The organism is Alysiella crassa DSM 2578, from assembly GCF_000745955.1.
GTDB classification, from domain to species: Bacteria; Pseudomonadota; Gammaproteobacteria; order Burkholderiales; family Neisseriaceae; genus Simonsiella; species Simonsiella crassa.
In genome coordinates this window covers 1-25,869 of record NZ_JQKH01000020.1, presented here as the reverse complement: position 1 = coordinate 25,869, position 25,869 = coordinate 1, and the positions used below count along the sequence as shown (strand labels likewise).

At 45.8% G+C, this 25,869-nt stretch carries 22 protein-coding genes and 2 tRNA genes; 11 read left to right on the top strand and 13 right to left on the bottom strand.

Annotated features, from left to right (window positions below):
* Positions 1 to 54: 54 nt before the first annotated feature.
* A complete protein-coding gene (locus tag Q338_RS04820) occupies positions 55 to 345 on the top strand; it encodes a putative quinol monooxygenase (RefSeq protein ID WP_034292565.1) in 291 nt (96 codons plus the stop codon).
* A 43-nt stretch (positions 346 to 388) separates the two neighbouring features.
* On the opposite strand, the gene Q338_RS04815 is transcribed toward Q338_RS04820, so the two are convergent.
* Positions 389 to 1,060, bottom strand: coding sequence for an ABC transporter ATP-binding protein (locus tag Q338_RS04815; RefSeq protein WP_051968498.1), 672 nt, complete (start codon positions 1,058 to 1,060; stop codon positions 389 to 391).
* Between the two features lie 186 nt (positions 1,061 to 1,246).
* A complete protein-coding gene (locus Q338_RS04810) occupies positions 1,247 to 2,191 on the bottom strand; it encodes a branched-chain amino acid transaminase (RefSeq protein WP_034292563.1) in 945 nt (314 codons plus the stop codon).
* Between the two features lie 358 nt (positions 2,192 to 2,549).
* On the opposite strand from Q338_RS04810, the gene Q338_RS04805 reads away from it, so the two are divergent.
* From Q338_RS04805 to kdsA, 3 genes are all read left to right on the top strand, one after another.
* On the top strand, positions 2,550 to 2,870 hold the full coding sequence (locus tag Q338_RS04805) for a LapA family protein (RefSeq protein ID WP_034292583.1): 321 nt from the start codon (positions 2,550 to 2,552) through the stop codon (positions 2,868 to 2,870).
* A gap of 83 nt (positions 2,871 to 2,953) precedes the next feature.
* Complete coding sequence (lapB, locus tag Q338_RS04800; RefSeq protein ID WP_034292562.1) at positions 2,954 to 4,123, top strand: lipopolysaccharide assembly protein LapB; 1,170 nt, start codon at positions 2,954 to 2,956, stop codon at positions 4,121 to 4,123.
* A 416-nt stretch (positions 4,124 to 4,539) separates the two neighbouring features.
* Positions 4,540 to 5,382 carry a 3-deoxy-8-phosphooctulonate synthase gene (gene kdsA, locus Q338_RS04795; protein ID WP_034292561.1) on the top strand — a complete coding sequence of 281 codons (843 nt, stop codon included), beginning with the start codon at positions 4,540 to 4,542 and terminating at the stop codon, positions 5,380 to 5,382.
* Between the two features lie 188 nt (positions 5,383 to 5,570).
* Here the strand turns inward: kdsA and Q338_RS04790 are convergent.
* The 6 genes from Q338_RS04790 to Q338_RS04765 form a co-directional block, all read right to left on the bottom strand.
* Positions 5,571 to 5,646, bottom strand: a tRNA-Thr gene (locus Q338_RS04790).
* A gap of 35 nt (positions 5,647 to 5,681) precedes the next feature.
* Positions 5,682 to 5,757: transfer RNA gene (locus Q338_RS04785), tRNA-Thr, on the bottom strand.
* Positions 5,758 to 5,938: 181 nt separating this feature from the next.
* Positions 5,939 to 7,417, bottom strand: a complete 1,479-nt coding sequence (pta, locus tag Q338_RS04780) for a phosphate acetyltransferase (RefSeq protein WP_034292581.1) — start codon at positions 7,415 to 7,417, stop codon at positions 5,939 to 5,941.
* 226 nt (positions 7,418 to 7,643) lie between these two features.
* Positions 7,644 to 8,555: an acetyl-CoA carboxylase, carboxyltransferase subunit beta gene (gene accD, locus Q338_RS04775; RefSeq protein ID WP_034292560.1), complete on the bottom strand. Its 912-nt coding sequence runs from the start codon at positions 8,553 to 8,555 to the stop codon at positions 7,644 to 7,646.
* A 138-nt stretch (positions 8,556 to 8,693) separates the two neighbouring features.
* Positions 8,694 to 9,560, bottom strand: a complete 867-nt coding sequence (rpoH, locus tag Q338_RS04770) for an RNA polymerase sigma factor RpoH (RefSeq protein ID WP_034292559.1) — start codon at positions 9,558 to 9,560, stop codon at positions 8,694 to 8,696.
* 215 nt (positions 9,561 to 9,775) lie between these two features.
* Positions 9,776 to 11,449 carry an AMP-binding protein gene (locus tag Q338_RS04765; RefSeq protein ID WP_034292557.1) on the bottom strand — a complete coding sequence of 558 codons (1,674 nt, stop codon included), beginning with the start codon at positions 11,447 to 11,449 and terminating at the stop codon, positions 9,776 to 9,778.
* 286 nt (positions 11,450 to 11,735) lie between these two features.
* Between Q338_RS04765 and rsgA the strand changes: the two genes are divergently transcribed.
* Complete coding sequence (gene rsgA, locus Q338_RS04760; protein ID WP_034292555.1) at positions 11,736 to 12,605, top strand: ribosome small subunit-dependent GTPase A; 870 nt, start codon at positions 11,736 to 11,738, stop codon at positions 12,603 to 12,605.
* Between the two features lie 36 nt (positions 12,606 to 12,641).
* Here the strand turns inward: rsgA and Q338_RS04755 are convergent, their stop codons facing one another.
* A complete protein-coding gene (locus tag Q338_RS04755) occupies positions 12,642 to 13,259 on the bottom strand; it encodes a hypothetical protein (protein WP_147293709.1) in 618 nt (205 codons plus the stop codon).
* 211 nt (positions 13,260 to 13,470) lie between these two features.
* Here Q338_RS04755 and parC point away from each other — a divergent pair, with 211 nt between their 5' ends.
* The 6 genes from parC (at position 13,471) to purB (ending at position 21,387) form a co-directional block, all read left to right on the top strand.
* A complete protein-coding gene (gene parC / locus Q338_RS04750; protein WP_051968497.1) occupies positions 13,471 to 15,777 on the top strand; it encodes a DNA topoisomerase IV subunit A in 2,307 nt (768 codons plus the stop codon).
* 242 nt (positions 15,778 to 16,019) lie between these two features.
* Positions 16,020 to 16,622 (top strand): hypothetical protein, encoded by a 603-nt coding sequence (locus Q338_RS15145; RefSeq protein ID WP_244772906.1) that lies wholly within the window; start codon positions 16,020 to 16,022, stop codon positions 16,620 to 16,622.
* Positions 16,610 to 17,677, top strand: a complete 1,068-nt coding sequence (locus tag Q338_RS15140; protein ID WP_244772904.1) for an ATP-binding protein — start codon at positions 16,610 to 16,612, stop codon at positions 17,675 to 17,677. The genes Q338_RS15145 and Q338_RS15140 overlap by 13 nt, the downstream gene beginning before the upstream one ends.
* Positions 17,670 to 19,328: a sigma-54-dependent transcriptional regulator gene (locus tag Q338_RS04740; RefSeq protein ID WP_034292551.1), complete on the top strand. Its 1,659-nt coding sequence runs from the start codon at positions 17,670 to 17,672 to the stop codon at positions 19,326 to 19,328. The genes Q338_RS15140 and Q338_RS04740 overlap by 8 nt, the downstream gene beginning before the upstream one ends.
* Positions 19,329 to 19,361: 33 nt before the next feature.
* Positions 19,362 to 19,955 (top strand): Uma2 family endonuclease, encoded by a 594-nt coding sequence (locus Q338_RS04735; RefSeq protein ID WP_034292548.1) that lies wholly within the window; start codon positions 19,362 to 19,364, stop codon positions 19,953 to 19,955.
* A gap of 61 nt (positions 19,956 to 20,016) precedes the next feature.
* A complete protein-coding gene (gene purB / locus Q338_RS04730; protein WP_034292546.1) occupies positions 20,017 to 21,387 on the top strand; it encodes an adenylosuccinate lyase in 1,371 nt (456 codons plus the stop codon).
* A gap of 303 nt (positions 21,388 to 21,690) precedes the next feature.
* On the opposite strand, the gene Q338_RS04725 is transcribed toward purB, so the two are convergent.
* The 4 genes from Q338_RS04725 to xth form a co-directional block, all read right to left on the bottom strand.
* Positions 21,691 to 23,607, bottom strand: coding sequence for a UDP-glucose:protein N-beta-glucosyltransferase (locus tag Q338_RS04725; RefSeq protein ID WP_051968496.1), 1,917 nt, complete (start codon positions 23,605 to 23,607; stop codon positions 21,691 to 21,693).
* Positions 23,608 to 23,774: 167 nt separating this feature from the next.
* Entirely contained in the window at positions 23,775 to 24,446 is a 672-nt protein-coding gene (locus tag Q338_RS04720) for an epoxyqueuosine reductase QueH (RefSeq protein WP_034292544.1), read from the bottom strand.
* 2 nt (positions 24,447 to 24,448) lie between these two features.
* A complete protein-coding gene (locus tag Q338_RS04715; RefSeq protein ID WP_034292542.1) occupies positions 24,449 to 24,637 on the bottom strand; it encodes a zinc-finger domain-containing protein in 189 nt (62 codons plus the stop codon).
* A 301-nt stretch (positions 24,638 to 24,938) separates the two neighbouring features.
* On the bottom strand, positions 24,939 to 25,706 hold the full coding sequence (gene xth, locus Q338_RS04710; RefSeq protein ID WP_034292540.1) for an exodeoxyribonuclease III: 768 nt from the start codon (positions 25,704 to 25,706) through the stop codon (positions 24,939 to 24,941).
* Between the last annotated feature and the right edge of the window lie 163 nt (positions 25,707 to 25,869).

Here is a 25,869-nt window from a genome sequence, read left to right as displayed (position 1 = left end):
CCATAAATTGCGCTATAATTTTGTTTTTCATTACCTAATTTAGGGGAAATCATCATGATTGCCGTTTATGCTAGCTGCATTGTTTTGCCTGAAAATCAAGCCGCTTTTGAACAAGTGGCGCGTGAATTTGTCCGCGAAAGCCGCACCCACGCAGGCTGCCTGCATTATGATTGCGGCAAAGTCGCAGACAAAATCACCGAATACGCATTCGTGGAAAAATGGGCAAGCCGCGCCGATTTGGACGCGCACTTGGCGCACGAATTTTTCGTAAACAATGCGCCACGTTTGGTGGAATTAACGGCAAATGGTTTGACCATTGATACTTTAGATTTATTGGAAGTATAAAAAATAACGCGGATAATCAAAATATTATCTGCGTTATTCATTTTCAGGCAGCCTGAAAACGCAATTCGCCCTGCTCCATGCGCCAAATTTCATCTGCCAACACTTCACAATCTGCGCCATCGTGCGTAATCAGCAAAATGGGAATATCCAATTCTCTTTGCAAATCAGCGATTTCCAAACGCATTTGTTGGCGCAAATCCGTGTCCAACGCCGAAAATGGCTCGTCCAGCAACAAACAACGCGGCTGTGTGATACAAGCGCGCGCCAATGCCACGCGCTGTTTTTGCCCACCCGAAATTTGGTGCGGATAATGCGCGGCAAGATGGCTTAATTGCATGCGATTAAGCCATTTTTCTGTTTGCGTATCAATATGTTGAGATGGATTTCGTACACCAGCGTGTAAACCAAACGCAATATTTTGCGCCACCGTCAAATGCGGAAACAGCGCGTAATCTTGAAACATCACGCCCATTTCACGCTGTTGCGGCGGCAACCAGTATTTTTGCGCGGTGTCGCCATAACATTTGCCGTTAATTTTCAGGCTGCCTGAAAGCGGTTTGAGCAAGCCCGCCAGCAATTGCACAGTCAAACTTTTGCCCGAACCGCTCGCGCCAATAATGGCAAGGCGTTTGGCGTGGCTTTGGCAAGTGGCGTTTAGGGTAAAGGTGTGTGATTTGGTGCGAATTTGGGTGTGCAGATGAAAGTCAAATATCATAAAATAAATTATTCTGTGATTTCATTACACGACAATTTTTAATTTTACCAACCATTTGTCCCCTCCCCGCCAGCGTGGGAGGGGACAGGTTTCAGGCAGTTTGAAAATTTTTGTCGTGTATTGTGTTCTGTGATAAAAAACCGTTTTCAGGCAGCCTGAAAACGGTTTTATTATTTAAATCAATGATTAACCAACATAAGTCAAATAATGCTCATAGGCAGGATTGCGCCCTTCCACAATATCAAAGAAACGCTTTTGAATTTCGGTGGTCAATGCGCCGCGTTCGCCGATACCGATTTGGCGATTGTCAATTTCACGGATTGGCGTAACTTCTGCCGCCGTGCCTGTGAAAAACACTTCATCAGCAATATACAACTCATCACGCGTAATGCGTTTTTCCACCACTTTCACGCCCATTTCGGTGGCGATTTCAATCACGGTGCGGCGCGTAATGCCGTCCAAAGCCACGTCCAGCGCGGGCGTGTACAACACGCCGTCTTTAATCACGAAAATATTTTCGCCCGAACCTTCTGCCACATAGCCTGCCGCGTCCAACAAAATCGCTTCGTCATAGCCGCCTTGATGGGCTTCCGTGTTTGCCATGATGGAATTCATATAATTGCCATTGGCTTTGGCTTTAATCATGGTAACATTGGGGTGGTGGCGCGTGAAGCTGCTGATTTTGCATCGAATACCTTTACGCAAACCTTCTTCGCCCAAATACGCGCCCCATGCCCACGCCGCCACAATCATTTGCACATCGTCTGCTTTGGGCGCAATGCCTAATTTGTATGAACCATAAAACGCCATCGGACGGAAATAGCACGATTTCAAGCCATTGGCTTTTACTACATCAATATGGGCTTGATTGATTTGCTCTTTGGTGTAGGGCAAATCCATGCCAACAATTTTCGCCGAATTAAACAGGCGGTTGGTGTGGTCTTGCAAACGGAAAATCGCCGCGCCTTTGGGCGTGTCATAGGCGCGTACGCCTTCAAATACACCCATGCCATAATGCAAAGTATGCGTTAAAACATGGGTTTGGGCATTGCGCCAATCAACGAGTTCGCCGTTGTACCAAATTTTGCCATCGCGGTCGCTCAATGCAACTGTGGGAGTGGGTGCGCTCATAAAATACTCTCTAACTTATTTAGACTAATGGAAATCAAGTTTTCAGGCAGCCTGAAAGTACATGACAAAAATATATTGTAGGGTGCGCCGTGCGCACCAAATTCACCACAATATTTAAATTATTCAGCCACTTGGTGCGCACGGCGCACCCTACGTTTTCGTGATTGGAAAAACTGTCGTGTACTGAAAGGCAGCCTGAAACATCACAACAAAATATTTATTCTAATACGAAAACGTCAAATTATACACATCAGCAACGATTTCACAAGCATAACCATATCAAAAAATGCCCAAATCGTTTAAACTATCGCCCGTTGAGACAAACCATTTAACAAAGTGAGTTCTGATTATGAAATTAATGAAATACATTTCTTTGGGTATCAAGGGTTTGATTTTATTGATACTCTTATTGTTGGCATTTTTGAATATTCAAGATGTGAAGTTTACCTATTTGCCCGACCAAGCCATTGATTTGCCCTTGATTGCGGTGCTGTTTGGCGGTTTTGTGGTGGGAACGGTGTTTGGTATTTTTGCCATGTTTGGGCGACTTTTGCGTTTGCGCAGCGAAAATCATCGTCTGCACAATGAAGTGAAAAAAACCGCGCGTTTGACCACGCAAGATTTGACCGCCCCCGTTGCCGTGTCTGGCGACCCCGCCAAAGACACGAAAAGCAAATAATTGCCAATAATTAAGGCTGCCTGAAAACCGTAATTTCCGTTTTCAGGCAGCCTAATTCTACAAAAAATTCAATAGGATAAATTATGGAAATGGAAATGTGGTGGTTGCTTATGCCCATCGTGTTGCTGCCTGTTTTTTTTGCGATGGGCTGGTTTGCCGCGCGTGTGGACATGAAAACGGTGCTAAAACAGGCAAAATCTGTTCCCACAGGTTTTTACGCCAGCTTGGACGCGCTGGTGGACAAAAACACAGGTCGCGCCGCACGCAATTTGGCAGAAGTGATTGACCAACAACAAAATTCGTATGATTTGAATTTGACTTTGGGCAAACTGTATCGTCAGCGCGGCGAAAATGATAAGGCGATTGCCATGCACAAAACGCTGTTGCAATCGCCCGACACGGTTGGCGAAAAGCGTGAGCGCGTGTTGTACGAGCTGGGTTTGAATTACCAAAGTGCAGGTTTGGTGGACAGAGCGGAGCAAATTTTCCTTGAATTACAATCGGGTAATATGGCAAAACAAGCCAATGAAGTTTTGCTGAATATTTATCAGCAAGACCGCGATTGGGAAAAAGCGATTGCCACCGCACAATTATTGTCGCACGATGAGCAAACTTATCAATTTGAAATTGCACAATTTTATTGCGAAATGGCGCAGGCTGCCTTGTTTCAATCGGATTTTGACACGGCGCGTGAATATGTGCAGGCTGCCTTGAATGCGAATAAAAAATGCAGTCGCGCCAATATGATTTTGGGCGATATTGAGCAAAAACAGGGCAATTTTGGCGTGGCGATTTCTGCCTATTCCGCCATTGAAAAGCAAAACCACGCGTATTTGAGCATGGTCGGCGAGCGTTTGTATGACGCGTATGAAGCGATGGGCAAGGCAAGTGATGGGCTTAACGTATTGATTGGCTATCAAAAAACTTTCCCAACTTTGGATTTACTGAATGTGATTTACGACAAAGCCTTATTATTACAAGGCGAACAGTCTGCCAATCAAACGGTGATTGAATTAATCCGCGCCAAGCCTGATTTGAATGGCATGTACCGTTTATTGGGCTTGCAAATGTCGGATTTGAATCCGCAATGGAAAGCAGATGCAGACATGATGCGTGGCGTGATTGGGCGGCAATTACAAAAGGCGTGGATGTATCGTTGCCGAAATTGTCATTTTAAATCACAGGTTTATTTTTGGCATTGCCCAGCGTGTAATAAATGGGAAACCTTTACGCCAAATAAAATTGAAATTTAAATTTCAGGCAGCCTTTTTCGCTAAACTACAAAAATAAAATATTACCCACAATTTTAAAATACCACCACCTATCCCCTCTCCTTTGGGAGAGGGCTGGGGAGAGGGAAAAATCGTTGAACATTGCGAGTTTTACCCTCTCCCAAAGGCATGGGTATCTACACATTTTTTTACAATAAAATTAAAAGGTTATTTGAAATATCAATTCAATAGCCCTTAATTTTAGTTTCAAAATCACGCGTAACACGGCGAGATTTTGTCAGCTTGTTTTGAAATTTTTGTTGAAAAACAATCAACATAATCTCAAAAAAAGATGTGTAGATACCCATGCCCAAAGGAGAGGGGATAGGTGGGCGGTAGGCAAAAATTTGTAGGATAGTAAAAGGCAGCCTGAAAATATTATTCACAGGAAAATCAATATGATGATTAAAATTAACGAGATTGAAGTCGCCAATGAAAAACCCTTTGTTTTGTTTGGCGGCATCAATGTTTTGGAAGATTTAGACAGCACGCTGCACGCGGCGGAACATTATGTGCGCGTTACCGAAAAACTGGGTATTCCCTTTGTTTTCAAAGCGTCTTTTGACAAGGCGAACCGTTCTTCGGTGCATTCCTATCGTGGCGTGGGTTTGGACGAAGGCATGAAAATCTTTGCGCGGGTGAAACAGGAATTTGACTGCCCCGTCATCACCGATGTGCATGAACCCTACCAATGCGCCCCCGTCGCCGAAGTGGTGGACGTGTTGCAATTGCCCGCATTTTTGGCTCGGCAAACCGATTTGGTGGCGGCAATGGCGGTCACCCAGCGCGTGATTAATGTGAAAAAACCACAATTTTTATCGCCCAGCCAAATGAAAAACATCGTGGAAAAATTCGCCGAAGCGGGCAATTCGCAAGTGATTTTATGCGAACGCGGCGCACAATTCGGCTACGACAATTTGGTGGTGGATATGCTGGGTTTTGGCGTGATGAAAAAGACGTGCAACAATGCCCCTGTGATTTTTGACGTAACCCATTCATTGCAGCAACGCGAAAGCGGTTCAGCTGCTTCGGGTGGTCGGCGCAGTCAGGTGTTGGATTTGGCATTGGCGGGCATGGCAACGCGTTTGGCGGGCTTATTTTTGGAAAGCCACCCCAACCCCGACCAAGCCAAATGCGATGGCGCAAGTGCTTTACCATTGAATTTATTGGAAGATTTTTTGATTCGCATGAAAGCAGTTGATGAAACGGTAAAAGCGTTCCCCAAATTGCACATTGATTAATCAAACAAAAATTCAGGCAGCCTTACAGTACATAATAAAATTCATATAGGGTGCGTATGACAGCAAAATGCCAAATGGTTTAAATAATTTGGTGCGTGGTACGCACCCTACATGAGTTTTGTCGTGTATTATGAGGCAGCCTGAAAATAAAAAATCCCAACTTAATTAAAAGCTGGGATTTTTTATTTTGGTGCCGGCGGCAGGAATCGAACTCGCGACCCCCTGATTACAAGTCAGGTGCTCTACCAACTGAGCTACACCGGCAATAAGGGCAGTGCTATGAAGAATGAAAAATCAGATGGTGCCGGCGGCAGGAATCGAACTCGCGACCCCCTGATTACAAGTCAGGTGCTCTACCAACTGAGCTACACCGGCAACACAAGCTGCGAATTATAGACAGTATGACAAAATCTGACAAGGGGTAAAATAGGGTTAATGAAATAACTATTTTATTTTTAATAAAATTTAGTTTCATAAAATATTCAGGCAGCCTGAAAAATAGGGGTTTACCGTATTTTCAGGCTGCCTGAAGATGATGTTTATTGAATCAGAAAGATTAAATTTGTGTCGCTTGAATCGCGGTCAAAGCAATCGTGTACACAATATCTTCCACCAATGCGCCACGCGATAAGTCATTGACTGGTTTGCGTAAACCTTGCAACATAGGACCTACGCTCAACACATTGGCATTGCGTTGTACGGCTTTGTAGGTGCAATTGCCCGTACTCAAATTCGGGAAAATAAACACATTGGCTTTGCCTGCCACCGCGCTATTGGGGGCTTTGGATTTTGCCACACTTTCCACCACCGCCGCGTCGTATTGCAAAGGTCCATCTACGGCTAAATCGGCGCGTTTTTCGCGTACCAATTTGGTGGCTTCAATCACCAAATCCACATCGGGTCCACTGCCTGAATCAATAGTAGAATATGAAATCATTGCCACGCGTGGCTCCATGCCAAAGGCTTTCGCGCTGTCGGCGGATTGAATGGCGATTTCGGCGAGCTGTTCGGCGGTGGGATTGGGGTTCACGGCGCAATCGCCATACACCACCACTTGACCGGGTAACAACATGAAAAATACGCTGGACACAATGCTGGCATTGGGCGCGGTTTTAATCAATTGCAAAGCAGGGCGAATGGTGTTCGCAGTCGTGTGCACCGCGCCTGATACCAAGCCGTCCACATCGTTTTGCGCCATCATCATGGTGCCTAAAACCACCGTGTCTTGCAATTGCTCACGTGCTTGTTCGGGGGTTAAACCTTTGGATTTACGCAATTCGCACATGGGCGCAACGTATTGTTCCACCAAAGTCGCGGGGTCAATGATTTCCAAACTTTCGGGCAACGTCAAATTGAATTGTTTTGCCACCGCTTCCACTTCGGCGCGGGGTGCGAGCAAGACACAACGGGCAATTTGTTTTTCATGGCAAATCACGGCAGCCTGAACCGTGCGTGGCTCTGCGCCTTCGGGCAAGACAATGCGTTTATTCGCTTTTTGCGCCAAATCAATCATATTAAAGCGGAATTGTGCAGGCGAAATGCGGTCGGTGGTTTGCGCGACGATCGGGGCGAGTGCGGCAGCGTTCACATCGTCCGCGCTACCCAAAGCCGCCAAACCATTTGCCAACGCCGCCGCTTCATTACCGACCACGCCTGCAAAATTCACGGTTTGACCCGCAAACGCTTGTTTTGCCAACGCCAAGCGTTTGTCTGCACCCGCTTCATTGGCGACCGCAAAAATAATTTGCGCGTTAAATGATGTTGCCAATTCCACATTGTATGCCAACAGGAAAATATTTTCCGCATCTGGCTCAATACCTTGAATCACCACATTTTTTTTACCCAACGCTGCCGCTTCGCCAATCAGCGCATCAAACCAGTCGTCATTTTTACCTGCGGCAATCAGATTTTGAGCGCGTTCTGCGTTTGCCATTGGGTTGAACACCACTGCGTCAGGCAGGGCGGCTGCTACTGTTTGGGCGACTTGTGCCGTTTGAGAATGAGCGCAGGTGGGCAAAATTAAAATATAAGCCATTGTTTTAATTCCTTGTAAATAAATAATTTGGGTTTCAGGCAACTTTTCAGTACACGACAAAAATCTTTCAGGCAGCCTGAAACCATTGAGTGAAACAAATAAAATCGCGTGTTTGAACATTTGCCAAACACGCGAAATGATACGCCAATTAGGGCGTGAAATAAAGTTTTCAGGCTGCCTTTTGATACACGACAAAATAGATTTAGGCAGCCTGAAATACAGCACATTATGCCACCGCAGATGTTTCTTCGGGCATTTCCGCCATTTCTTCAAGCGGTAATTTGTATTCTTGCCCACGCAACAACAAAATCAAATCCGTTAAACGCTGCTTCATTTCACGGCGGTCAATGATTTGGTCAATTGCGCCTTTTTCCAATAAAAATTCAGCGCGTTGGAAACCTTCGGGCAGCGTTTCGCGCACAGTTTGTTCAATCACGCGTGGACCCGCAAAACCAATCAGCGCGTTGGGTTCAGCCACCACCACGTCGCCCAAAAACGCGAAACTGGCAGACACGCCACCCATAGTCGGGTCGGTTAAAACCGAGATAAATGGCAAGCGTTTTTCGCTTAATAAATGCAATGATGCGCTGGTTTTCGTCATTTGCATCAGCGAATTTAAACCTTCCTGCATACGCGCACCGCCCGAAGCCGCCACGCAAATAAAGGCACAATTATCCGCCACCGCACGGCGCACGCCTTGCACAAAACGCTCGCCCACCACCGACCCCATAGAGCCACCAATAAAACGAAATTCAAACGCCGCCACCACCACAGGCAAACCATTCATTTCGCCACGCATCACCACAATCGCATCATCTTCGCCAGTGGTTTTGCGGGCGGCGGTTAAGCGGTCGGGGTATTTTTTGCTGTCTTTGAATTTCAAAATATCGGTGGGCTTGACGTGCGCACCGATTTCTTCACGATTGTCCGCGTCCAGCAACAAATCCAAGCGTTCACGCGCAGATAAGGAGTTGTGATGATTGCATTTTGGGCAAACATGCGCGTTTTGCGACAATTCGGTGGCATACAAAGTGGCGGCACACGAAGGACATTTGCTCCACAAACCTTCGGGGACGGCGGATTGTGAATTGGCATCGCGTTTAATTTTTGGGGGGAGAATTTTGTCTAACCAGCTCATTGGCTTAATCCTATTTGAATTGGAATTGGTATAATTATACTAGTAAATATGAATGTGCGATTATACAAGAAAAGGCAGCCTGAAAACAGATTCCCATTTTCAGGCTGCCTGAATTTAACGAAAATAGGGGAAACGTGTTTAAACCGCCATATTTTCCGCTTCGTGCGCCAAAAAGCCGCGCAATTTTTCCATCGCTTTGGCTTCAATTTGGCGAATGCGCTCGGCAGATACGCCATATTCTGCTGCCAATTCGTGCAGTGTCAAGCCACCATCATCGGTCAGCCAACGCATTTCCACAATGCGGCGACTGCGTTCATCTAATTGCGCCAAAGCGTTTTGCAAACCTTCTGTTTGCAAAGCATAATGGGCTTGTTTGGCGATTTGTTGGCTGGGTTCGCTGTCGGTGTCGGCGAGCCAATTGATGGGCGCGAAATTATTTTCTTCATCATCAGGATTTTCCGCCAACAAGGTAACATCGTTGCCCGTCATGCGCTGTTCCATTTCCATCACTTCGGCGAGTTTCACGCCCAAATCATCGGCAATGTCCTGCGCTTCTTTTGGCGACAAAGCGTTTAAACTTTTACGCATGCTGCGTAAATTAAAGAACAATTTGCGTTGTGGTTTAGTGGTAGCAATGCGCACCAAACGCCAGTTACGCAAAATAAATTCGTGAATTTCCGCCTTAATCCAATGCACCGCAAAGGAAAACAGCCGCGCCCCATGCACAGGTTCAAAGCGTTTCACGGCTTTCATCAAACCAATATTGCCTTCCTGAATCAAATCTGCCTGATTCAAGCCATAGCCATCGTAACCACGCGCAATGGACACCACCACACGCAAATGCGACAAAATCAATTGTTTTGCCGCTTCAATATCGCCCTTTAATTGGCGTTCTGCCAAAGTGGTTTCTTCTTCAAGGCTGAGCATGGGAATGCTGTTTACCGTTTGAATATACTGCTCCAAGCTACCGTGTCCGCTCGGAATGGGTAATGCGAATGCTGTCATGAAATTTCCTTTTCGTTTTGTTCTTCTTGTTCAGATTGGATTGTTGCATTTTAGCACTTATTTTGTTAAAAGGCTTGCGCTTTTAGTAAAAATATGTACTTTGGTGTGTTGAGTGTGTTTTTTGTTTTATTTATTTGAATTTATGGAATGATTGGTTTTCAGGCAGCCTGAAAAATAATGATAGTGTATTTCAGGCTGCCTGAATGTGGCAAAAATTATTTATCACGCAATTCGCGGCGCAAAATTTTCCCCACATTGGATTTGGGCAATTCATCGCGGAACTCAATTTCGCGTGGCACTTTGTACCCCGTCAATTGCGTGCGGCAATAATCCACCAATTCATCTTTGGTCAGCGAATTGTCTTTGCGTACCACAAATAATTTCAAAGCCTCGCCCGTTTTTTCGCTTTTCACGCCGATACAGGCGACTTCTTGGACTTTCGGGTGGTGCGCCACCACGTCTTCAATCTCATTTGGATAGACATTAAAGCCCGACACAATAATCAAGTCTTTCTTTCTGTCCACAATTTTCAGGTAGCCTTGTTCATTCATCACGGCAATATCGCCTGTTTCCAGCCAACCTTGTGTGTCCAACACTTTTTCGGTTTCTTCGGGGCGATTCCAGTAGCCACGCATGACTTGGGGACCTCGAATCCACAATTCGCCCACTTCGCCCACAGGCAAAATTTTGCCATTGCCATCGCGGATTTGTACTTCGGTATCGGGTAGTGGTAAGCCAATAGAACCTGTGTATTTGTTGGTATTTAATGGGTTCACACACACACCTGGACTGGCTTCGGTCAAACCATAGGCATCAATAATGGGTAAACCCGTTACATCGCGCCATTTGTTTGCCACCGCTTCTTGGGTTGCCATGCCACCACCGAGCGTTAATTTCCATGAATCAAAATTCACTTTGTGGAATTCAGGTTTATTCATCAAGCCATTAAATAAAGTATTTAAACCAATAAATACGGTTACTTCGCGTTTTTTCAGTTCGTCAATAAACGCGTCCAAATCACGCGGATTGGTGATTAACAAAGTTTGTGCGCCCGCATGGAAAAACAGCAATAAATTAATCGTCAGCGCAAAAATATGATACAAGGGCAATGCGCCAATCACCACTTCTTCGCCGCGCACCAATTTTTTCTTAATCCATTCCGCGCCTTGCAAAGTGTTGGCGCAAATATTGCCATGCGTCAAAATTGCGCCTTTGGCAACGCCTGTTGTGCCGCCTGTGTATTGCAAAAATGCCACGTCTTCACGCGTTAAAGGTGGGATTTTCAAAGTGTGTTTTGCGCCAAGGGCTAATACGTCTTTGAATGAAATGGCTTTTTCAATTTGGTAATTGGGCACCATTTTTTTGACTTTGCGTACCACCAAATTCATCAGGCTGCCTGAAAGCGTACCAAACATATCGCCCACATTGGCAATAATAATGTGTTCAATTTGGACTTTAGGCAAAACCAATTCCAGCGTGTTGGCAAAATTTTCCAACACGACAATGGCAGATGCACCACTGTCTTTGAGCTGGTGTTCCAGCTCGCGTGGCGTGTAGAGCGGATTGGTATTGACCACCACCAAGCCTGCTTTGAGTGCGCCAAATACCGCAATGGGGTATTGCAAAATATTGGGCATCATGATGGCGATGCGGTCGCCTTTGCGTAGTTTTAACTCTTGTTGTAAATAAGCGGCAAAATGGTCGCTTAATTCGCCCACTTCTTCATAAGTTAGGTCGCGCGAGAAAGGGGCGGTGGTGCTGCTGAATGCGATTTTGTCGCCAAATTGACGCACACTTTGCGCCACCATATCCACCACCGATGTGTAATGGGTAATGTCAATGTGGTGTGCAATGTTTGATTCATAGCTATTTAGCCAAATTTTGTCCATGTGTGTCTTTCATCATTCTATTTTTAGCGGCGTGAATTATAGCAAATTTTAGGGCGTTTGCTTCAGTCAATTGGTTTATTTTGGTAAAAATGCGGGCGTTGTCAATTTGTCAGAAGCTGGAGTAAGCGGTAAATGTGGTGGCGGTGTGCAGTTGAAAAATATCCATTAATTGAATAATTTAAAATTTTTAATCAATCAAAAAATGGGGAGAATCATCTATTTGGCGGTAAAATAAGGTTTTTCAGGCTGCCTGAAATTCTATTTATTTTTCTTTACACGAGTTTTCATGTCCAAACACATTGCCCAAATCATCACCAGCTACGGTCGCCGCTACATTGTCCGCACCGCCGACCAACACACCTACGAAGCCAGCACACGCAGCAAACGCACCGATTACGCCTGTGGCGATTGGGTGCAAATTCAAATTATCAATGCAGAACAAGCGGTTATTGAAAAAGTAGAATCGCGCCAAAGTTTATTGTACCGTCAGGACGCGTGGAAATCCAAATTGATTGCGGCGAATGTGTCGCAATTGATTGTGGTGTTGGCGGCGGTGCCTAGCCCCAGCGAAGCCTTGTTGCAACGCGCTTTGATTGCGGCGGAAGCGGCGGATATTCGGGCGGTGATTGTGTTAAACAAATCGGATTTGCCCGAAACGGCGGCGTGGCGTGAAAAACTTTCATTTTATGAAACATTGGGTTATCCTATTTTGGAATTGTCCGCGCTGAATCTTTCAGGCAGCCTGAAAGAAGTATTGCAAGGCGAAACCAATATTTTTTTAGGACAAAGCGGCATGGGCAAATCCACGCTCACCAACGCTTTATTGGGCGAACAAATTGCGCGTACCAAAGAAATTTCCGCCGCGCTGGATTCGGGCAAACACACCACCACCCACGCACAATTGTATGATTTAGATGACGAAACCAAATTAATTGACAGCCCCGGTTTACAAGAATTTGGTTTGCACCATTTGGCGGTGGCGGATTTGCCGCGTTATTTTCCTGATTTGCGGGATTTAATGGGGCAATGCCGTTTTCACAATTGCAGCCACCGCGCCGAACCGAATTGCGCGTTTAAAGCGGCGGCGGAACGTGGCGAAATTCGGGCGGAGCGTTTGGCTTTATTGCAAAAAATTACCGATGAATTAAGTGCTTAATGATTTTCAGGCTGCCTGAAAATGGATAATTCAATTTTATTTCTCTTTTTTCAATGAATCGCGTTGCGGTGTCAAACTGACTGTTTGCACTGCACTCGCTGTTTTTGGCGTACTGGCAGCCTGAACCGCGCTGGCGGCTTGCGCCACTTCGTCTGCTTTCACATGAGATTGCAAAACATAGCCGTTTACCTGATTGGCGGTGCGAATGTGTAACCAAAAAACCTCTTTACCATCAATGGTTTCTGATTGATTGCTTTGTCCTTTGATTTCCACTTTTTCACCTGCAGCCAATTCCAACACCGCCAAACTGTCAGCGTGCGCATCGCCGCGCAAAGTGGTTTTGGTAGTGATGCTTGCCATTTGGTTGATTTCTTGGGTAATTTTGGTTTTATTGGCGGCGATTTGTTGTTCCATTTCGGTTTTGGCTTTTTGTGCGCCCGCATTGAAGGCTTCTTCTTTGGCTTGGGCGGTTTCTTTCTGGGTTTTTATTTGTAAATCAGCCAGTTGGTGATAATTTTCGCGCATGGCGGTGTATTCTTTGTGCTGAATCAAAATTAGCCCACTGCGCGGATACAAGATCCATACCAAAACACACACCAGCACCACGCCCAACACCAAACCCGTCAATAATGTCCATACATATTTTTTCATCATGTTTCTCCTAAAATTAAATTAATGAAAAATTCAGTATAATCAGCAAACTTTTTGATTGTCAATGTGTTTTTTTGTGGGCTGCCTGAAAATATTGTAAGAGAAATTGGGGTTTGGGTTGGCATAATATATGGCTTAAGATGGTTTCAGGCTGCCTGAATTTACATTAAAATAACGAATTAATTAAATAACCCCAAATTCACCCAAACACATCATGCAAATCGCCGATACTTTAGAACTCGCCCCCTACGCCGAACGCGCCTATTTGGAATACGCCATGAGCGTGGTCAAAGGTCGCGCCCTGCCAGCCGTGCAAGACGGACAAAAACCTGTGCAACGCCGAATTTTGTTTGCCATGAAAGACATGGGATTAACACATGGCAGCAAACCTGTCAAATCTGCGCGCGTGGTCGGCGAAATTTTGGGTAAATACCACCCACACGGCGACAGTTCCGCCTACGAAGCAATGGTTCGTATGGCGCAGGAATTTACCCTGCGTTATCCCTTGATTGATGGTGTAGGCAATTTTGGTTCACGCGATGGCGATGGCGCGGCGGCAATGCGTTACACCGAAGCGCGACTCACGCCAATTGCCGAAATTTTGTTAAGCGAAATCCAACAAGGCACAGTGGATTTTGTGCCGAACTACGATGGTGCGTTTGACGAGCCGACTTCGCTGCCAGCGCGTTTGCCTATGGTTTTGCTCAATGGTGCGAGCGGGATTGCGGTGGGCATGGCGACCGAAATTCCATCGCATAATTTAAACGAAGTAACGCAGGCTGCCATCGCTTTGCTGAAAAAACCTAATTTGGAAGTGGCTGATTTAATGCAGTATATTCCAGCCCCCGATTTTGCAGGTGGCGGACACATCATCACGCCCACCAAAGATTTATGCCAAATCTATGAAACAGGCAAAGGCTCGGTGCGGGTGCGTGCGCGTTACGAAATTGAAAAATTGGCGCGTGGGCAATGGCGCGTGATTGTGTCGCAATTGCCGCCGAATACGTCTGCCGCAAAAATTTTGGCGGAAATTGAAGAACAAACCAATCCAAAACCCAAAGCAGGTAAAAAACAGCTCAATCAAGACCAGCTCAACACCAAAAAATTGATGTTGGATTTGATTGAAAAAGTGCGCGATGAAAGCGACAGCGAATCTCCCGTGCGCCTTGTGTTTGAGCCAAAATCCAGCCGTGTTGAACCCGAACATTTTGTCAATACGCTGATGGCGCAAACCAGTTTGGAGGGCAATGTGTCGGTGAATTTGGTGATGATGGGCATGGACAACCGCCCCGCGCAAAAAAATCTGAAAACGATTTTGCAAGAATGGTTGGATTATCGTGTCATCACGGTTACGCGCCGTTTGCAGCACCGTTTGGACGCTGTGGAGAAACGTATTCATATTTTAGATGGGCGCATGATTGCGTTTTTGCACATTGATAAAATTATCCAAGTGATACGCGAATCAGACGAGCCAAAAGTGGATTTAATGCGCCAATTTGGTTTAACGGATATTCAGGCAGACGATATTTTGGAAATTCGTTTGCGGCAATTGGCGCGTTTGGAAGGGATTAAATTAGAAAAAGAATTAAACGAGTTGCGCGAAGAACAAGGCAGCCTGAAAAATATATTAGCCGATGAAAATGAGAAAAAGAAATTAATCATCAAAGAATTACAAGCCGATATGAAACAATTTGGCGATGAACGCCGCACGCTGGTGGAAGCCGCCGAACGCGCCACGCTCACGCAAACCACCGCCGATGAGCCGATTACGCTGATTTTGTCGCAAAAAGGTTGGTTACGCGCTCGGGCTGGGCATGATGTGGATTTGGCGCAAATCGCGTTTAAGGAAGGAGATGATTTGCAACAGGTTTTGCAAACGCGTACGGTGCAAGCGGTGGTGGTGTTGGATTCTTTGGGGCGTACTTACACGCTAGACCCTGCCGATGTGCCGAAAGGTCGCGGCGATGGTGTGCCGATTGGCTCTATGATTGAATTGCAAAATGGGGCGAAAGTGGTGGCTTTGTTGGCAGGGGCGGCTGATGAGCATTATTTGTTAGCAAATTCAGGTGCTTATGGTTTTATTGTGAAATTGGAAGATTTGCATTCACGGGTGAAAGCGGGCAAGGTGGTGATGAGTTTGGAAGATGGGGAAACGGTGTTGCCACCTGTGAAAGTGTATTTATCGGCGTTGATTAATCCTGATTGTAAAGTGGTTTTGGCGAGTGAAAACAAACGCTTGTTGGCGTTTTCTATGGGGGAAATGAAGGTGATGGCAAAAGGGCGTGGTTTGCAGCTCATGAGTTTGCAAGATGATGATAAATTGGCATTGGTAAATGTGATTGCTTCGTCTGATTATGAATTGGCGATTGTGGGTAAACGCGGTGGGGCGAGTGTGGAGCGTTTGCATATTGCCGATATTTCAGGCAAACGTGGGCGCAAAGGGAAAGTGTTGGCTATTTCAGGCAGCCTGAAAAGTATGACGGGAGTGGAAAAAGAATTGGGTGTGCATTTGGAAAAATAATCTTTCAGGCTGTCTCACCATACACGACAATTTTACCAACACTCAATATGTAGGGTGCGTACCACGCACCAAATCATTCTAAAAATTTGGTGCATCATACGTACCCTACATGAATGTTGTCGTGTATTTTCAGGCAGCCTTTCAGTACACGACAATTTTTTGAAATAACCACAAACCTGTCCCCTCCCCCGCAAGCGGGAGAGGGGACAGGTTACAGGCAGCCTGAAAACACGAGAAAAAGCATGGTAAAAGAAAAACTAAAAGACCGTTTCTGGCGCAAACAGGATTGGGATGAACAAATTGACCGTATTATTGGTTTGACCAATATTGCGCGGGTAACGATTTTGTTTTCCCTTATGCTGTTTTCGGCGTTTGCGATGGAATCGCGCAAATTATTGCAATCTTTGACGGAGCAAAATCCATCGGTTGTCAGCGAATTGCCGCAGGTGATGATTTATTTGCAAGGCTTTCCAATTAAGGTGTGGTTTGCGCTGTATGGGGTGTTGGTGGTGATTGGCGTGCTGTATCCAAGTTGGCAAAAACAAAACCGTTGGGAAACGCCGAATATTGCGGCGGTGGTGGATATTTCCATGATGGTATTGTTAATGCACTTATTGGGTGGGGTGAGTTTTGGTTTTGGGATTTTGGTGTTGCCGTTTTTGGCGGTATCGTGTTTGTTGAGTTATGGGCGTTATCCTGTTTTATACGCGAGTTACGCGAGTTTATTGATTATTATCAGTTTATTTATGCATCATTTTCCGTTTACGGAAGATAAAAACTGGTTGTTTTCTTTGTTTGCGGGTTATGCTTTATTGGTGGGGGGTGTTATTTGGTGTCTTTGCTGACTTCGTATTCGGCGAGTTATTTGAGCAGCGCGAGCGAATCGGTACAAAAACACCGCACGGCGTATGAACAAATCAGTGCATTGAACAAAGTGGTGTTGAATCGTATGCGAGAAGCGGTGATGGTGGTGGATGAGGCGCGGCGCGTGTGGTTACACAATCGTCAAGCTTTGCATTACTTTCCAGCTTTAAAAGTGAATCAAACCACGCCTGTAGTCAATGAAGTGGTGCGGCGTTGGCGCAGCAATCCGCGCATGTTTTTTGAAACCAATTTGATGATTGGCGATTTGGACATGAATATTCGCGCCATGCCCGTGTTGCAACAGGAAACGGAATTGCTGATTTTGTTTATTCGTGCCGAAAAAGAGCGGCAGGCTGAAGCGCAATCGGTCAAATTAGCGTCTTTGGGTTTGCTGACGGCGAATTTGGCGCATGAAATTCGCAACCCGCTTTCCGCTATGCGACAAGCAAATGGTTTGATGATTGAATCTTCCGAAGACGACCCAATGACCCAGAAATTATGCGGCATTATTGACAATAATATTGCGCGAATTGACCGCATGATTGAAGAAGTGTCTATGCTGAATAAAAGCGATAGATTAAATAAAGAAAACATTAAATTAGTGGATTTTTGGGTCAGTTTTCAACAGGAATTTTTACTCACGCGCCCCGAAGCCACAGGCTGCCTGAAAGTGGATATTGCCAGCCGAACCGAAGCGGTGTTTGACCCCATGCACTTGCAACAAATTGTGTGGAATTTGTGCAACAATGCGTGGCGACACAGTAAACAGGAAAAAAATTCGGTGCAAATTATTGTACGCAATGAGATTAATGGCGATTTTGTGTCGTTTCGTGTGTGCGATGATGGTGCGCCGATTAGCAGCGATATGCAGGAGCATTTGTTTGAGCCGTTTTTTACCACGCAAAATGTGGCACAGGGAACGGGTTTGGGTTTGTATGTGGCGCGTGAATTAGCCCATGCAAACAGGGGCGATTTGCGCTATATTGCCTATCCGAAAGCATTTGAAATTTTGTTACCGAAAGCACGTTATGATTAAAAACAGTTTAAATCGCCCCGTTTTGGTGGTGGACGATGAGCAAGATATTCGTGATTTGATGGAAATGACCCTGATGAAAATGGGTCTGAACGTGGAAACCGCCGAAGGCGTGAATATTGCCAAGAAAAAATTAACGGAAAACAAATATTCGCTCGTTTTAACCGATATGCGTATGCCTGATGGTTCGGGTTTGGAAGTGGTGGAACACATCATGAGCAACAATATGGATACGCCTGTTGCCGTGATTACCGCTTTTGGCAATGCCGACCAAGCGGTGCAAGCCTTGAAAATTGGCGCGTTTGATTATTTGCAAAAACCGATTACGCTGGCACAATTGCGTACTTTGGTCAAATCTGCCGTTAAAGTGCAAGATGAATATCTGGAAAACAAAGCCAAACCTGACCCCGAAACCGAAGACCATTCGGTTGCGGCTGAACCTGTGAAAAAAAATACAGTTGCCACGCCGCCACCTGTGGCAGATGTGCCAACACAAATGGGTTGGGGCGACACGGATTGGCATGATATGGCGGATATGCTTAAGCAAAATAATACTGGGCGTGGGCGCAATCCAAATGTTTCAGGCAGCCTGAAAAATGAAAATGAAATGGTTGAACCAACGGTTCAATCAGCACAATTAGACGTGGTGGAAAACACAGGCAGCCTGAAACGCGAAGCCGATGTGCCACGCATTTTGGGCAGCTCGCAGCAAATTGAAGAAGCCCGCCGCCTGATTCGCAAATTGGCAGACAGCAATGTGCCTGTCTATATTTCGGGCGAAAGTGGTACGGGTAAGGAACAAGCGGCGCGGAGCATACACGAATTGTCCAGCCGCGCAGATAAGCCGTTTATTGCGGTAAACTGTGGCGCGATTCCTGAAAATTTGATGGAAAGCGAATTTTTTGGTTACAAAAAAGGCAGTTTCACGGGCGCAGACCAAGACCGTTTGGGCTTTTTCCAACACGCACACGGCGGCACTTTGTTTTTGGACGAAGTGGCGGATTTGCCGCTTGCCATGCAAGTGAAATTGCTCCGCGCCATTCAAGAAAAAGCCGTGCGCCGCATTGGCGACGCGCAAGAAGCCAAAGTAGATGTCCGCATTATTTCCGCCACGCATAAAAATTTGGAGCATTTGGTGGACAGTGGCGCATTCCGCCAAGACTTGTTTTATCGCCTGAATGTGGTTACGCTGAAAATGCCGCCTTTGCGCGAAATGCACGAAGATTTGGAACGCCTGATTGTCCACTTATTGCGCAAACATCATGGCACGGGCATACGCATGACCGCCGCCGCACGAGACGCGTTGTTGCATTACGGCTATCCAGGGAATTTCCGTGAATTGGAAAATATTTTGGAACGCGCCGTTGCCCTTGCCAGCAACAACACGATTGATGTGGAAGATTTACAAATCAATCATCAACCTATGGATTTGGACAGCGAGCATTTTCCATTGGCGGAAGACATTGCGGCAACGGGTTTGCCCAATTTCCAAATGGGGCATACGCAATTGCAAGATTATTTGGACGATGTGGAACGCCAAATCTTGCAGCAAGCACTTGAATATACTAAATATAATCGCACCCAAGCGGCGAAAGTATTGGGGATTAGTTTCCGCAGTATGCGTTATCGTTTGGATCGTTTGGCGATTGAGTAAACCGTGTTTTCAAACAGCCTGAAAGGAAAAACCATGAATACCATGACGTTACCCATTTCATCGTTTTCCGATGAAAAACAAGTCAATAAAATGACCATTCCCGAATTTTTGGCGCATTTGGAACGCTATCCCAATCAGCGCGTGGAATTGATTAACGGGCAAGTGGTGGCGATGGCGGGCGATACGCTCAATCACAGCATTATTTCGGGGAATTGTTTGGACGTGAAATTCTTTTTACGGCAACATAAACCTTGCTGCCACGTTTGCAACAGCGATTTCGGCATTCAAACCAAAGAAAACCAAGTGCGTTATCCTGATTTTTCAATTGTTTGTGATATTAAAGGCAGCGACAAAATCGCCAATAATCCGCTTGTGGTGGGCGAAGTGTTGTCGGAAAAAAGCACCGCCCTGTTTGACCAAACCGAAAAATTGGCGGAATACAAAAACGTGCATTCCATTCAAGAAATTTTCCTGATTGCACAAACGCATAAAGAGATTGTCGTTCATCGGCGTGGTAAATTTTTTGGTTGGGAAACGGAAGTTTATACACAAGGTTTGGTTGAATTTGCGTCCATTGGCTACACCGTTGATATTGATGAAATTTATGCGGAAGTGGAATTTGAGTAGCATTTTCAGTTTTCAGGCAGCCTGAAAGCATTTTTATGGTAAATAATATAGGAAAAACAACATGATTGACCCCATTTCAGCCCTTTCCCCATTAGACGGACGCTACGCCAAATCGGTGGAAACCTTGCGCCCGATTTTCTCCGAATACGGCTTGATGAAAGCGCGGATTTGCGTGGAATTGGAATGGCTCAAAGCCCTGTCCCACGAGCCGAAAATTGCCGAAGTGCCTGAATTTTCACGCGAAACCATTGCCGAGATTGACAGAGTGATGAACGATTTTTCGCTGGCACAAGCCGCCGAAGTGAAAGCGATTGAAGCCACCACCAATCACGATGTGAAAGCCATTGAATATTGGCTGAAAAAACGCTTTGAAAACAACGCTGAAATCCAAAAAGTAAATGAATTTATTCACTTCGCCTGCACTTCGGAAGACATCAACAATTTGTCGCATGCTTTGATGTTGTTGCAAGCGCGTGATGAAGTGATTTTGCCGAAATTAGCCGAAATTACCGTCAAATTGCAACAATTATCGCACGATTTGGCAGACGTGCCGATGATGTCGCGCACACACGGTCAGCCCGCCACGCCCACCACTTTGGGCAAGGAAATCGCCAATGTGTTGTATCGCTTAAATCGCCAAATCAAGGCTTTGAAAAAACAGGAATTTTTGGGTAAAATCAATGGCGCGGTCGGCAATTACAACGCGCACATGGTCGCTTATCCCGATGTGGATTGGGAAACGCATTGCCGCAATTTCGTGGAACAAAGTTTGGGTTTGACGTTTAATCCCTACACGATTCAGATTGAACCGCATGATTATATGGCGGAATTTTTCCAAACCATCAGTCGCATTAACACGATTTTGATTGATTTGAACCGCGATATTTGGGGTTACATTTCATTGGGTTACTTCAAGCAAAAAGTGAAGGCGGGCGAAGTCGGCTCATCCACCATGCCGCACAAGGTCAATCCGATTGATTTTGAAAATTCGGAAGGCAATTTGGGCATGGCAAACGCGGTTTTGGGCTTTTTGGCGGAAAAATTGCCCGTGTCGCGTTGGCAACGCGATTTGACCGACAGCACGGTTTTACGCAATATGGGCGTGGGCGTGGGTTATGCGGTGTTGGGTTGGGTGGCGCATTTGCGTGGCTTGAACAAATTGGAAGCGAACCCTGCGACTTTGGCGGCGGATTTGGACGCGACTTGGGAATTATTAGCCGAGCCGATTCAAACGGTTATGCGCCGTTATGCCGTGCCGAATGCTTACGAGCAGTTGAAAGATTTGACGCGCGGCAAAGATGGCATCACGCCCGAAAGTTTGCAGCAATTTATCAATGGCTTAGCGATTCCAGACGAAGCGAAAGCGCAATTATTGGCTTTGACCCCCGCTTTGTATATTGGTAAAGCGGTGGAATTGGCGAAACGGATTTGATGTTGCCAAATTGAAATTTTCAGGCAGCCTGAAACCTTTACAAAACGCCATTTCTTGAACTTTTTTGAAAAACAAATTTCTTAAAATTCAAAATATTAAAATTTTTAAATTTCAAATTTTAGGAGTTTTGCAAAGGTTTCAGTCTCACAGTACACGACAAAACTCATGTAGGGTGCGTATTACACACCAAAATTCCAGATTATTGGAATGATTTGGTGCGTGGTACGCACCCTACTTTTGGGTGGTAAAAATTGTCGTGTACTGAAAGGCAGCCTGAAAATCCACATCCTTTAAAGATAACACTCAACGCTTTTTCTTCTTTTTATTTTTGCTGACTGATTTTTTCGGCGCGGCAACTGGCTGATTCGCCGCCAGCAAATCACGCACTTTCGCCGCCAACACTTGCCCCAAAGGACGCGGGTCGCCCGTAAACAAAGTTTGCAAACCATTGTTTTCAATAATATGGCGGCGCAATGCCAAACGCTCATCGTGGTTTTCCGCCAAACGCACGGCGCAATCCACATACTCATCTGCCGAATGCGTAATCAACCATTCAGGCAGCCCCAAGCGTTTGAATAAGCCTTCGTCTATGTGTTCATGCACTTCATCGCCCGTTTTGCACACGCCCACCAGCCCCAGCGTAATCATGTCAATAATGCCATTCGTATTGCCAAATGGGAATGGGTTAATCAACATATCACATTGATTTAAAATATTTAAATATTGTTCATACGGCTGATGAGGGTGCGCGGTCGCATTATCGCCCAAATAAGACCGAATAAATCGTGCTACATAAGGGTGGGTAATGCCATTAGATTGCCCCAGCGCAAAATGAAAATGCACTTTTACCCGCGCACGGTCGCGAATGGCGCGACAGGCTTCCAGAAAATATGGGTTCAATTTCATGGTGGTGGCAGCCACGCCAATTTGCACCACTTCGGGATTGGGGCGCAAATGGTAGTCCACCACAGTTGGCGCAAGCGCGGACGGTACATAGGGCAACGCGTCCTTGGGCAAACGCAACAGGGTTTCGCTGAAACACGCTTCATTGCCCACATAATCGTCTTCCACGATAACGTATTCAATAAATTCAGAATGCGTGGTGGCGGGGTGTCCCAAAGCGATGGCTTGCACGGGCGCAAGTCGGGTATTGCTGGCAAAAATGGGCAGCAAATCCATGCCTATGCTGGGCATGTAAAACACCGCCGCGCCGTATTCTTCGCAAATTTCTTTGATTAATATGAGTTTCTTTACCACGCTGGTGTCGGGCAATTCGTAAAATGCGTCAAACACGGCGCGTCCTGTCGCGTCCACCCATTTATTGCCAATCCCGACAACATAAAATTGCGCTTTTGCAGCAATCATAGACGTGGAATGGGTGCGATAAATGGAATGTGCCGCATTAAAATGCTCCAACACCACCACCATCACAGGTTTCTGTTCGCGTGTGGCGATGGTGTCCACATGGCGGTCTTGCCAATTCATTTGCAGGAGATGGCGGCGAATCAGTTTATTTAATTCTTTTTTAATCAAATGTTTATTTTGTGCCGCGTCATAACTGCAGTGCATATACACGTCATGCAAAATATTATTCGGCAAACCATTCAAATTATCCAATTGCGCCAATTTTTCAGGCAGCCACTGCAAAATATTGGCGCGTTTGGTAAACGCAATGTCCGTGCCGATAAAACGCGGCGATTGCAGCGCAAAACACAGCGACACACACACTTGCGGATTTTGCGCCCACAATACATCCAAATTCACATTCACATTGGATTCGGGCAGATAGAGTACGCAAAATTTCATCAAACTATTCGCTGTATCGTCTAAATACACGTCCAAAGGCGCGGCGTTGGGATTTTGATTATAGGTTTTCAAAATATGGTCGGCGTTGATGTAGGGCGAGCTGGCGAAAATCAGCGCGAGCCAGCGTTGCACAATCATAAAACGCTGAAACCCAGTTTCGGACAATTGCAATTCAGGCTGCCTAAATAATTGGCTAATCGCGTCTGCCATGCGGGTGCAGAAATAAACATGGCGTTCATGTTCCAATTGTGCCAATTGGGGCGGAAAATCAAAGTCAATTTGGTGCAAACTGGCAAAATTGCTGTCTAATTGGTACAAAATATCCAATAATTCGGCGCAGGCTGCCTCGTGGTCATTAACGCGAATATGGTGTTCTAGGCGCGGTAAACTGGGGATTTGCGTGGGAGCATTCATAATATTTTCATTGACAAAATAAAGGTTTAATTATAATTCAGGCAGCCTGAATAAGAAATAAAAACAGATAAAAAATAAAAGAGTTAGCGCAATAACCGTGTTTTTATACATCAATCAATGCGTAACCCTTGTATTTTATAAAGAATAATTTTCAGGCAGCCTGAAGATTATTCATCTTCATCGCCATAATATTTCACCCCCAATTTAATTGCTTCACGACCACGCTCACGCCGCCACGCATTCGTATCGCGCAAAGAATACACACAACCGCAATATTCTTGCTGATAAAAATGCTCGCGTTTGCTGATTTCAATCATGCGCGATGAACCGCCACCTTTGCGCCAGTTGTAATCCCAATACACAATATTCGGATATTTTTCCGCCGCACGATGACCGCAACCATTAATTTGATTCATGTCTTTCCAACGCGAAATCCCCAAACTGCTTGAAATCACAGGGAAACCATTCTCGTGGGCATACAAAGCCGTGCGCTCAAATCGCATATCAAAACACATGGTGCAACGAATGCCGCGCTCGGGTTCGTATTCCATGCCTTTGGCGCGTTCAAACCAATTGTCCACATCATAATCCGCGTCAATAAACGGCACGCCGTGTTGTTCGGCGAATTTGATGTTTTCGTTTTTGCGGATTTCGTATTCTTTGAGTGGGTGGATATTGGGATTGTAGAAAAAAATCGTGTAATCAATGCCGCTTGCCAGCAGGGCTTCCATCACTTCGCCCGAACACGGCGCACAGCATGAGTGCAACAATAATTTGTCCGCACCATTGGGCAGGGTTAATTTGGGGCGTTCAATTGGGGTAACTTGCGGATTTGCCATAATTAATGGTGTCCTTTAACTTCGCCATTCAATTGGTAAACCACGCCGCAATAGGGGCATTCTGCCGCGCCAAATGATTGAATGGGCAGGAAAACGCGTGGGTGTCCGTTCCATGCTTCCGTTTGCGAACCTGTGCAATACAAAGGCAAATCTTCGGGTGTGATGTGAATAATATTTTCGGTGTCGCTCATGGCTGTTCCTTAACAATAAAATTGTTATCAAGATTATAAATGGTTAATAATGTGAATTTTAACCTGTTTTCAGGCTGCCTGAAAGTATTGGCTGTATTTTCAGGCAGCCTTTCGCTACCCTACAAAAATAAAATATTGCCTGAAATCGTTGGGATATTGCAATCTAACCCCCTCTCCTTTGGGAGAGGGAAAAATCGTGGCACATTGAAAGTTTTACCCTCTCCCTAACTCTCTCCCACAGGAGAGGGAATAGATGAGTGGTAGACAAAAATTTGTAGGGTAGTGAAAGGCAGCCTGAAAATTAACCAAACACCGCCACCACAGGCGCGTGGTCGCTGGGGCGTTCATTGGCACGAGTATCTGTATCCACTTGAACCGATTGTAATTTTGCCAATAAATTTGCCGACACCAGCACATGGTCAATCCGCAAACCCAAGCCTTTTTCAAACATCGCGCCGCGATAATCCCACCAAGTATAAAACGCCCCAGTCGGGTGCAGATGGCGCAGGCTGTCGTGTAAACCCAAATCCAGTAGATTTTTCAACCAGCTACGTTCTTCGCTGGAACAATGGATTTGTTCATGCCATTTTTTCGGGTCGTACACATCTTCATCAGTGGGCGCGATATTGAAATCGCCCAGCAAAACCAGTTCGGGATAACGCGTTAATTCATCGCGCACAAAATGTGTCAGCGCAGCAAACCATTGACGTTTATAATCAAATTTTGGACTATCCAAAGATTCGCCGTTTACGCAATACACGTCTATCACGCGTACACCGTTTACGGTGGCGGCAATCACGCGGCGTTGCGGGTCATCCGCCATTTCAGGCAGCCCAATATGCACATCGTGCAATTCGTGGCGGCTAATCAATGCCACGCCGTTATAGGTTTTCTGCCCCGACCAAACGGCGTTCCAGCCCATCATTTGCAGCGCGGCGATGGGGAATTTGTCTTGGTCTAATTTTAATTCTTGCAATGCCAACACGTCTGGTTGCTGATTCATCAGCCATTCCAGCACTTGTGGTTGGCGCACATTGAGCGAGTTTACATTCCAAGTGGCAATTTTCATCTTGCTTAATCCTTTTAGGTGGGAAATTGGGTTTTCAGGCTGCCTTTCAGTACACGACAAAAAATCGGACGACCTGTTTTGGGTTTGAAAAATAGTCCAAAGTTGCCATCATCAACATGGCGGCTTTGGCAAGCTGCTCCAAACCAACGCGAAAGATGCTTTG

What these genes read in the sequence shown, in the direction of transcription:
- Q338_RS04820 (WP_034292565.1), top strand. Translation starts at nt 55, where the DNA reads ATGATTGCCGTTTATGCTAGCTGCATTGTTTTGCCTGAAAATCAAGCC.
- Q338_RS04815 (WP_051968498.1), bottom strand. Translation starts at nt 1,060, where the DNA reads ATGATATTTGACTTTCATCTGCACACCCAAATTCGCACCAAATCACAC.
- Q338_RS04810 (WP_034292563.1), bottom strand. Translation starts at nt 2,191, where the DNA reads ATGAGCGCACCCACTCCCACAGTTGCATTGAGCGACCGCGATGGCAAA.
- Q338_RS04805 (WP_034292583.1), top strand. Translation starts at nt 2,550, where the DNA reads ATGAAATACATTTCTTTGGGTATCAAGGGTTTGATTTTATTGATACTC.
- lapB (WP_034292562.1), top strand. Translation starts at nt 2,954, where the DNA reads ATGGAAATGGAAATGTGGTGGTTGCTTATGCCCATCGTGTTGCTGCCT.
- kdsA (WP_034292561.1), top strand. Translation starts at nt 4,540, where the DNA reads ATGATGATTAAAATTAACGAGATTGAAGTCGCCAATGAAAAACCCTTT.
- pta (WP_034292581.1), bottom strand. Translation starts at nt 7,417, where the DNA reads ATGGCTTATATTTTAATTTTGCCCACCTGCGCTCATTCTCAAACGGCA.
- accD (WP_034292560.1), bottom strand. Translation starts at nt 8,555, where the DNA reads ATGAGCTGGTTAGACAAAATTCTCCCCCCAAAAATTAAACGCGATGCC.
- rpoH (WP_034292559.1), bottom strand. Translation starts at nt 9,560, where the DNA reads ATGACAGCATTCGCATTACCCATTCCGAGCGGACACGGTAGCTTGGAG.
- Q338_RS04765 (WP_034292557.1), bottom strand. Translation starts at nt 11,449, where the DNA reads ATGGACAAAATTTGGCTAAATAGCTATGAATCAAACATTGCACACCAC.
- rsgA (WP_034292555.1), top strand. Translation starts at nt 11,736, where the DNA reads ATGTCCAAACACATTGCCCAAATCATCACCAGCTACGGTCGCCGCTAC.
- Q338_RS04755 (WP_147293709.1), bottom strand. Translation starts at nt 13,259, where the DNA reads ATGATGAAAAAATATGTATGGACATTATTGACGGGTTTGGTGTTGGGC.
- parC (WP_051968497.1), top strand. Translation starts at nt 13,471, where the DNA reads ATGCAAATCGCCGATACTTTAGAACTCGCCCCCTACGCCGAACGCGCC.
- Q338_RS15145 (WP_244772906.1), top strand. Translation starts at nt 16,020, where the DNA reads ATGGTAAAAGAAAAACTAAAAGACCGTTTCTGGCGCAAACAGGATTGG.
- Q338_RS04740 (WP_034292551.1), top strand. Translation starts at nt 17,670, where the DNA reads ATGATTAAAAACAGTTTAAATCGCCCCGTTTTGGTGGTGGACGATGAG.
- Q338_RS04735 (WP_034292548.1), top strand. Translation starts at nt 19,362, where the DNA reads ATGAATACCATGACGTTACCCATTTCATCGTTTTCCGATGAAAAACAA.
- purB (WP_034292546.1), top strand. Translation starts at nt 20,017, where the DNA reads ATGATTGACCCCATTTCAGCCCTTTCCCCATTAGACGGACGCTACGCC.
- Q338_RS04725 (WP_051968496.1), bottom strand. Translation starts at nt 23,607, where the DNA reads ATGAATGCTCCCACGCAAATCCCCAGTTTACCGCGCCTAGAACACCAT.
- Q338_RS04720 (WP_034292544.1), bottom strand. Translation starts at nt 24,446, where the DNA reads ATGGCAAATCCGCAAGTTACCCCAATTGAACGCCCCAAATTAACCCTG.
- Q338_RS04715 (WP_034292542.1), bottom strand. Translation starts at nt 24,637, where the DNA reads ATGAGCGACACCGAAAATATTATTCACATCACACCCGAAGATTTGCCT.
- xth (WP_034292540.1), bottom strand. Translation starts at nt 25,706, where the DNA reads ATGAAAATTGCCACTTGGAATGTAAACTCGCTCAATGTGCGCCAACCA.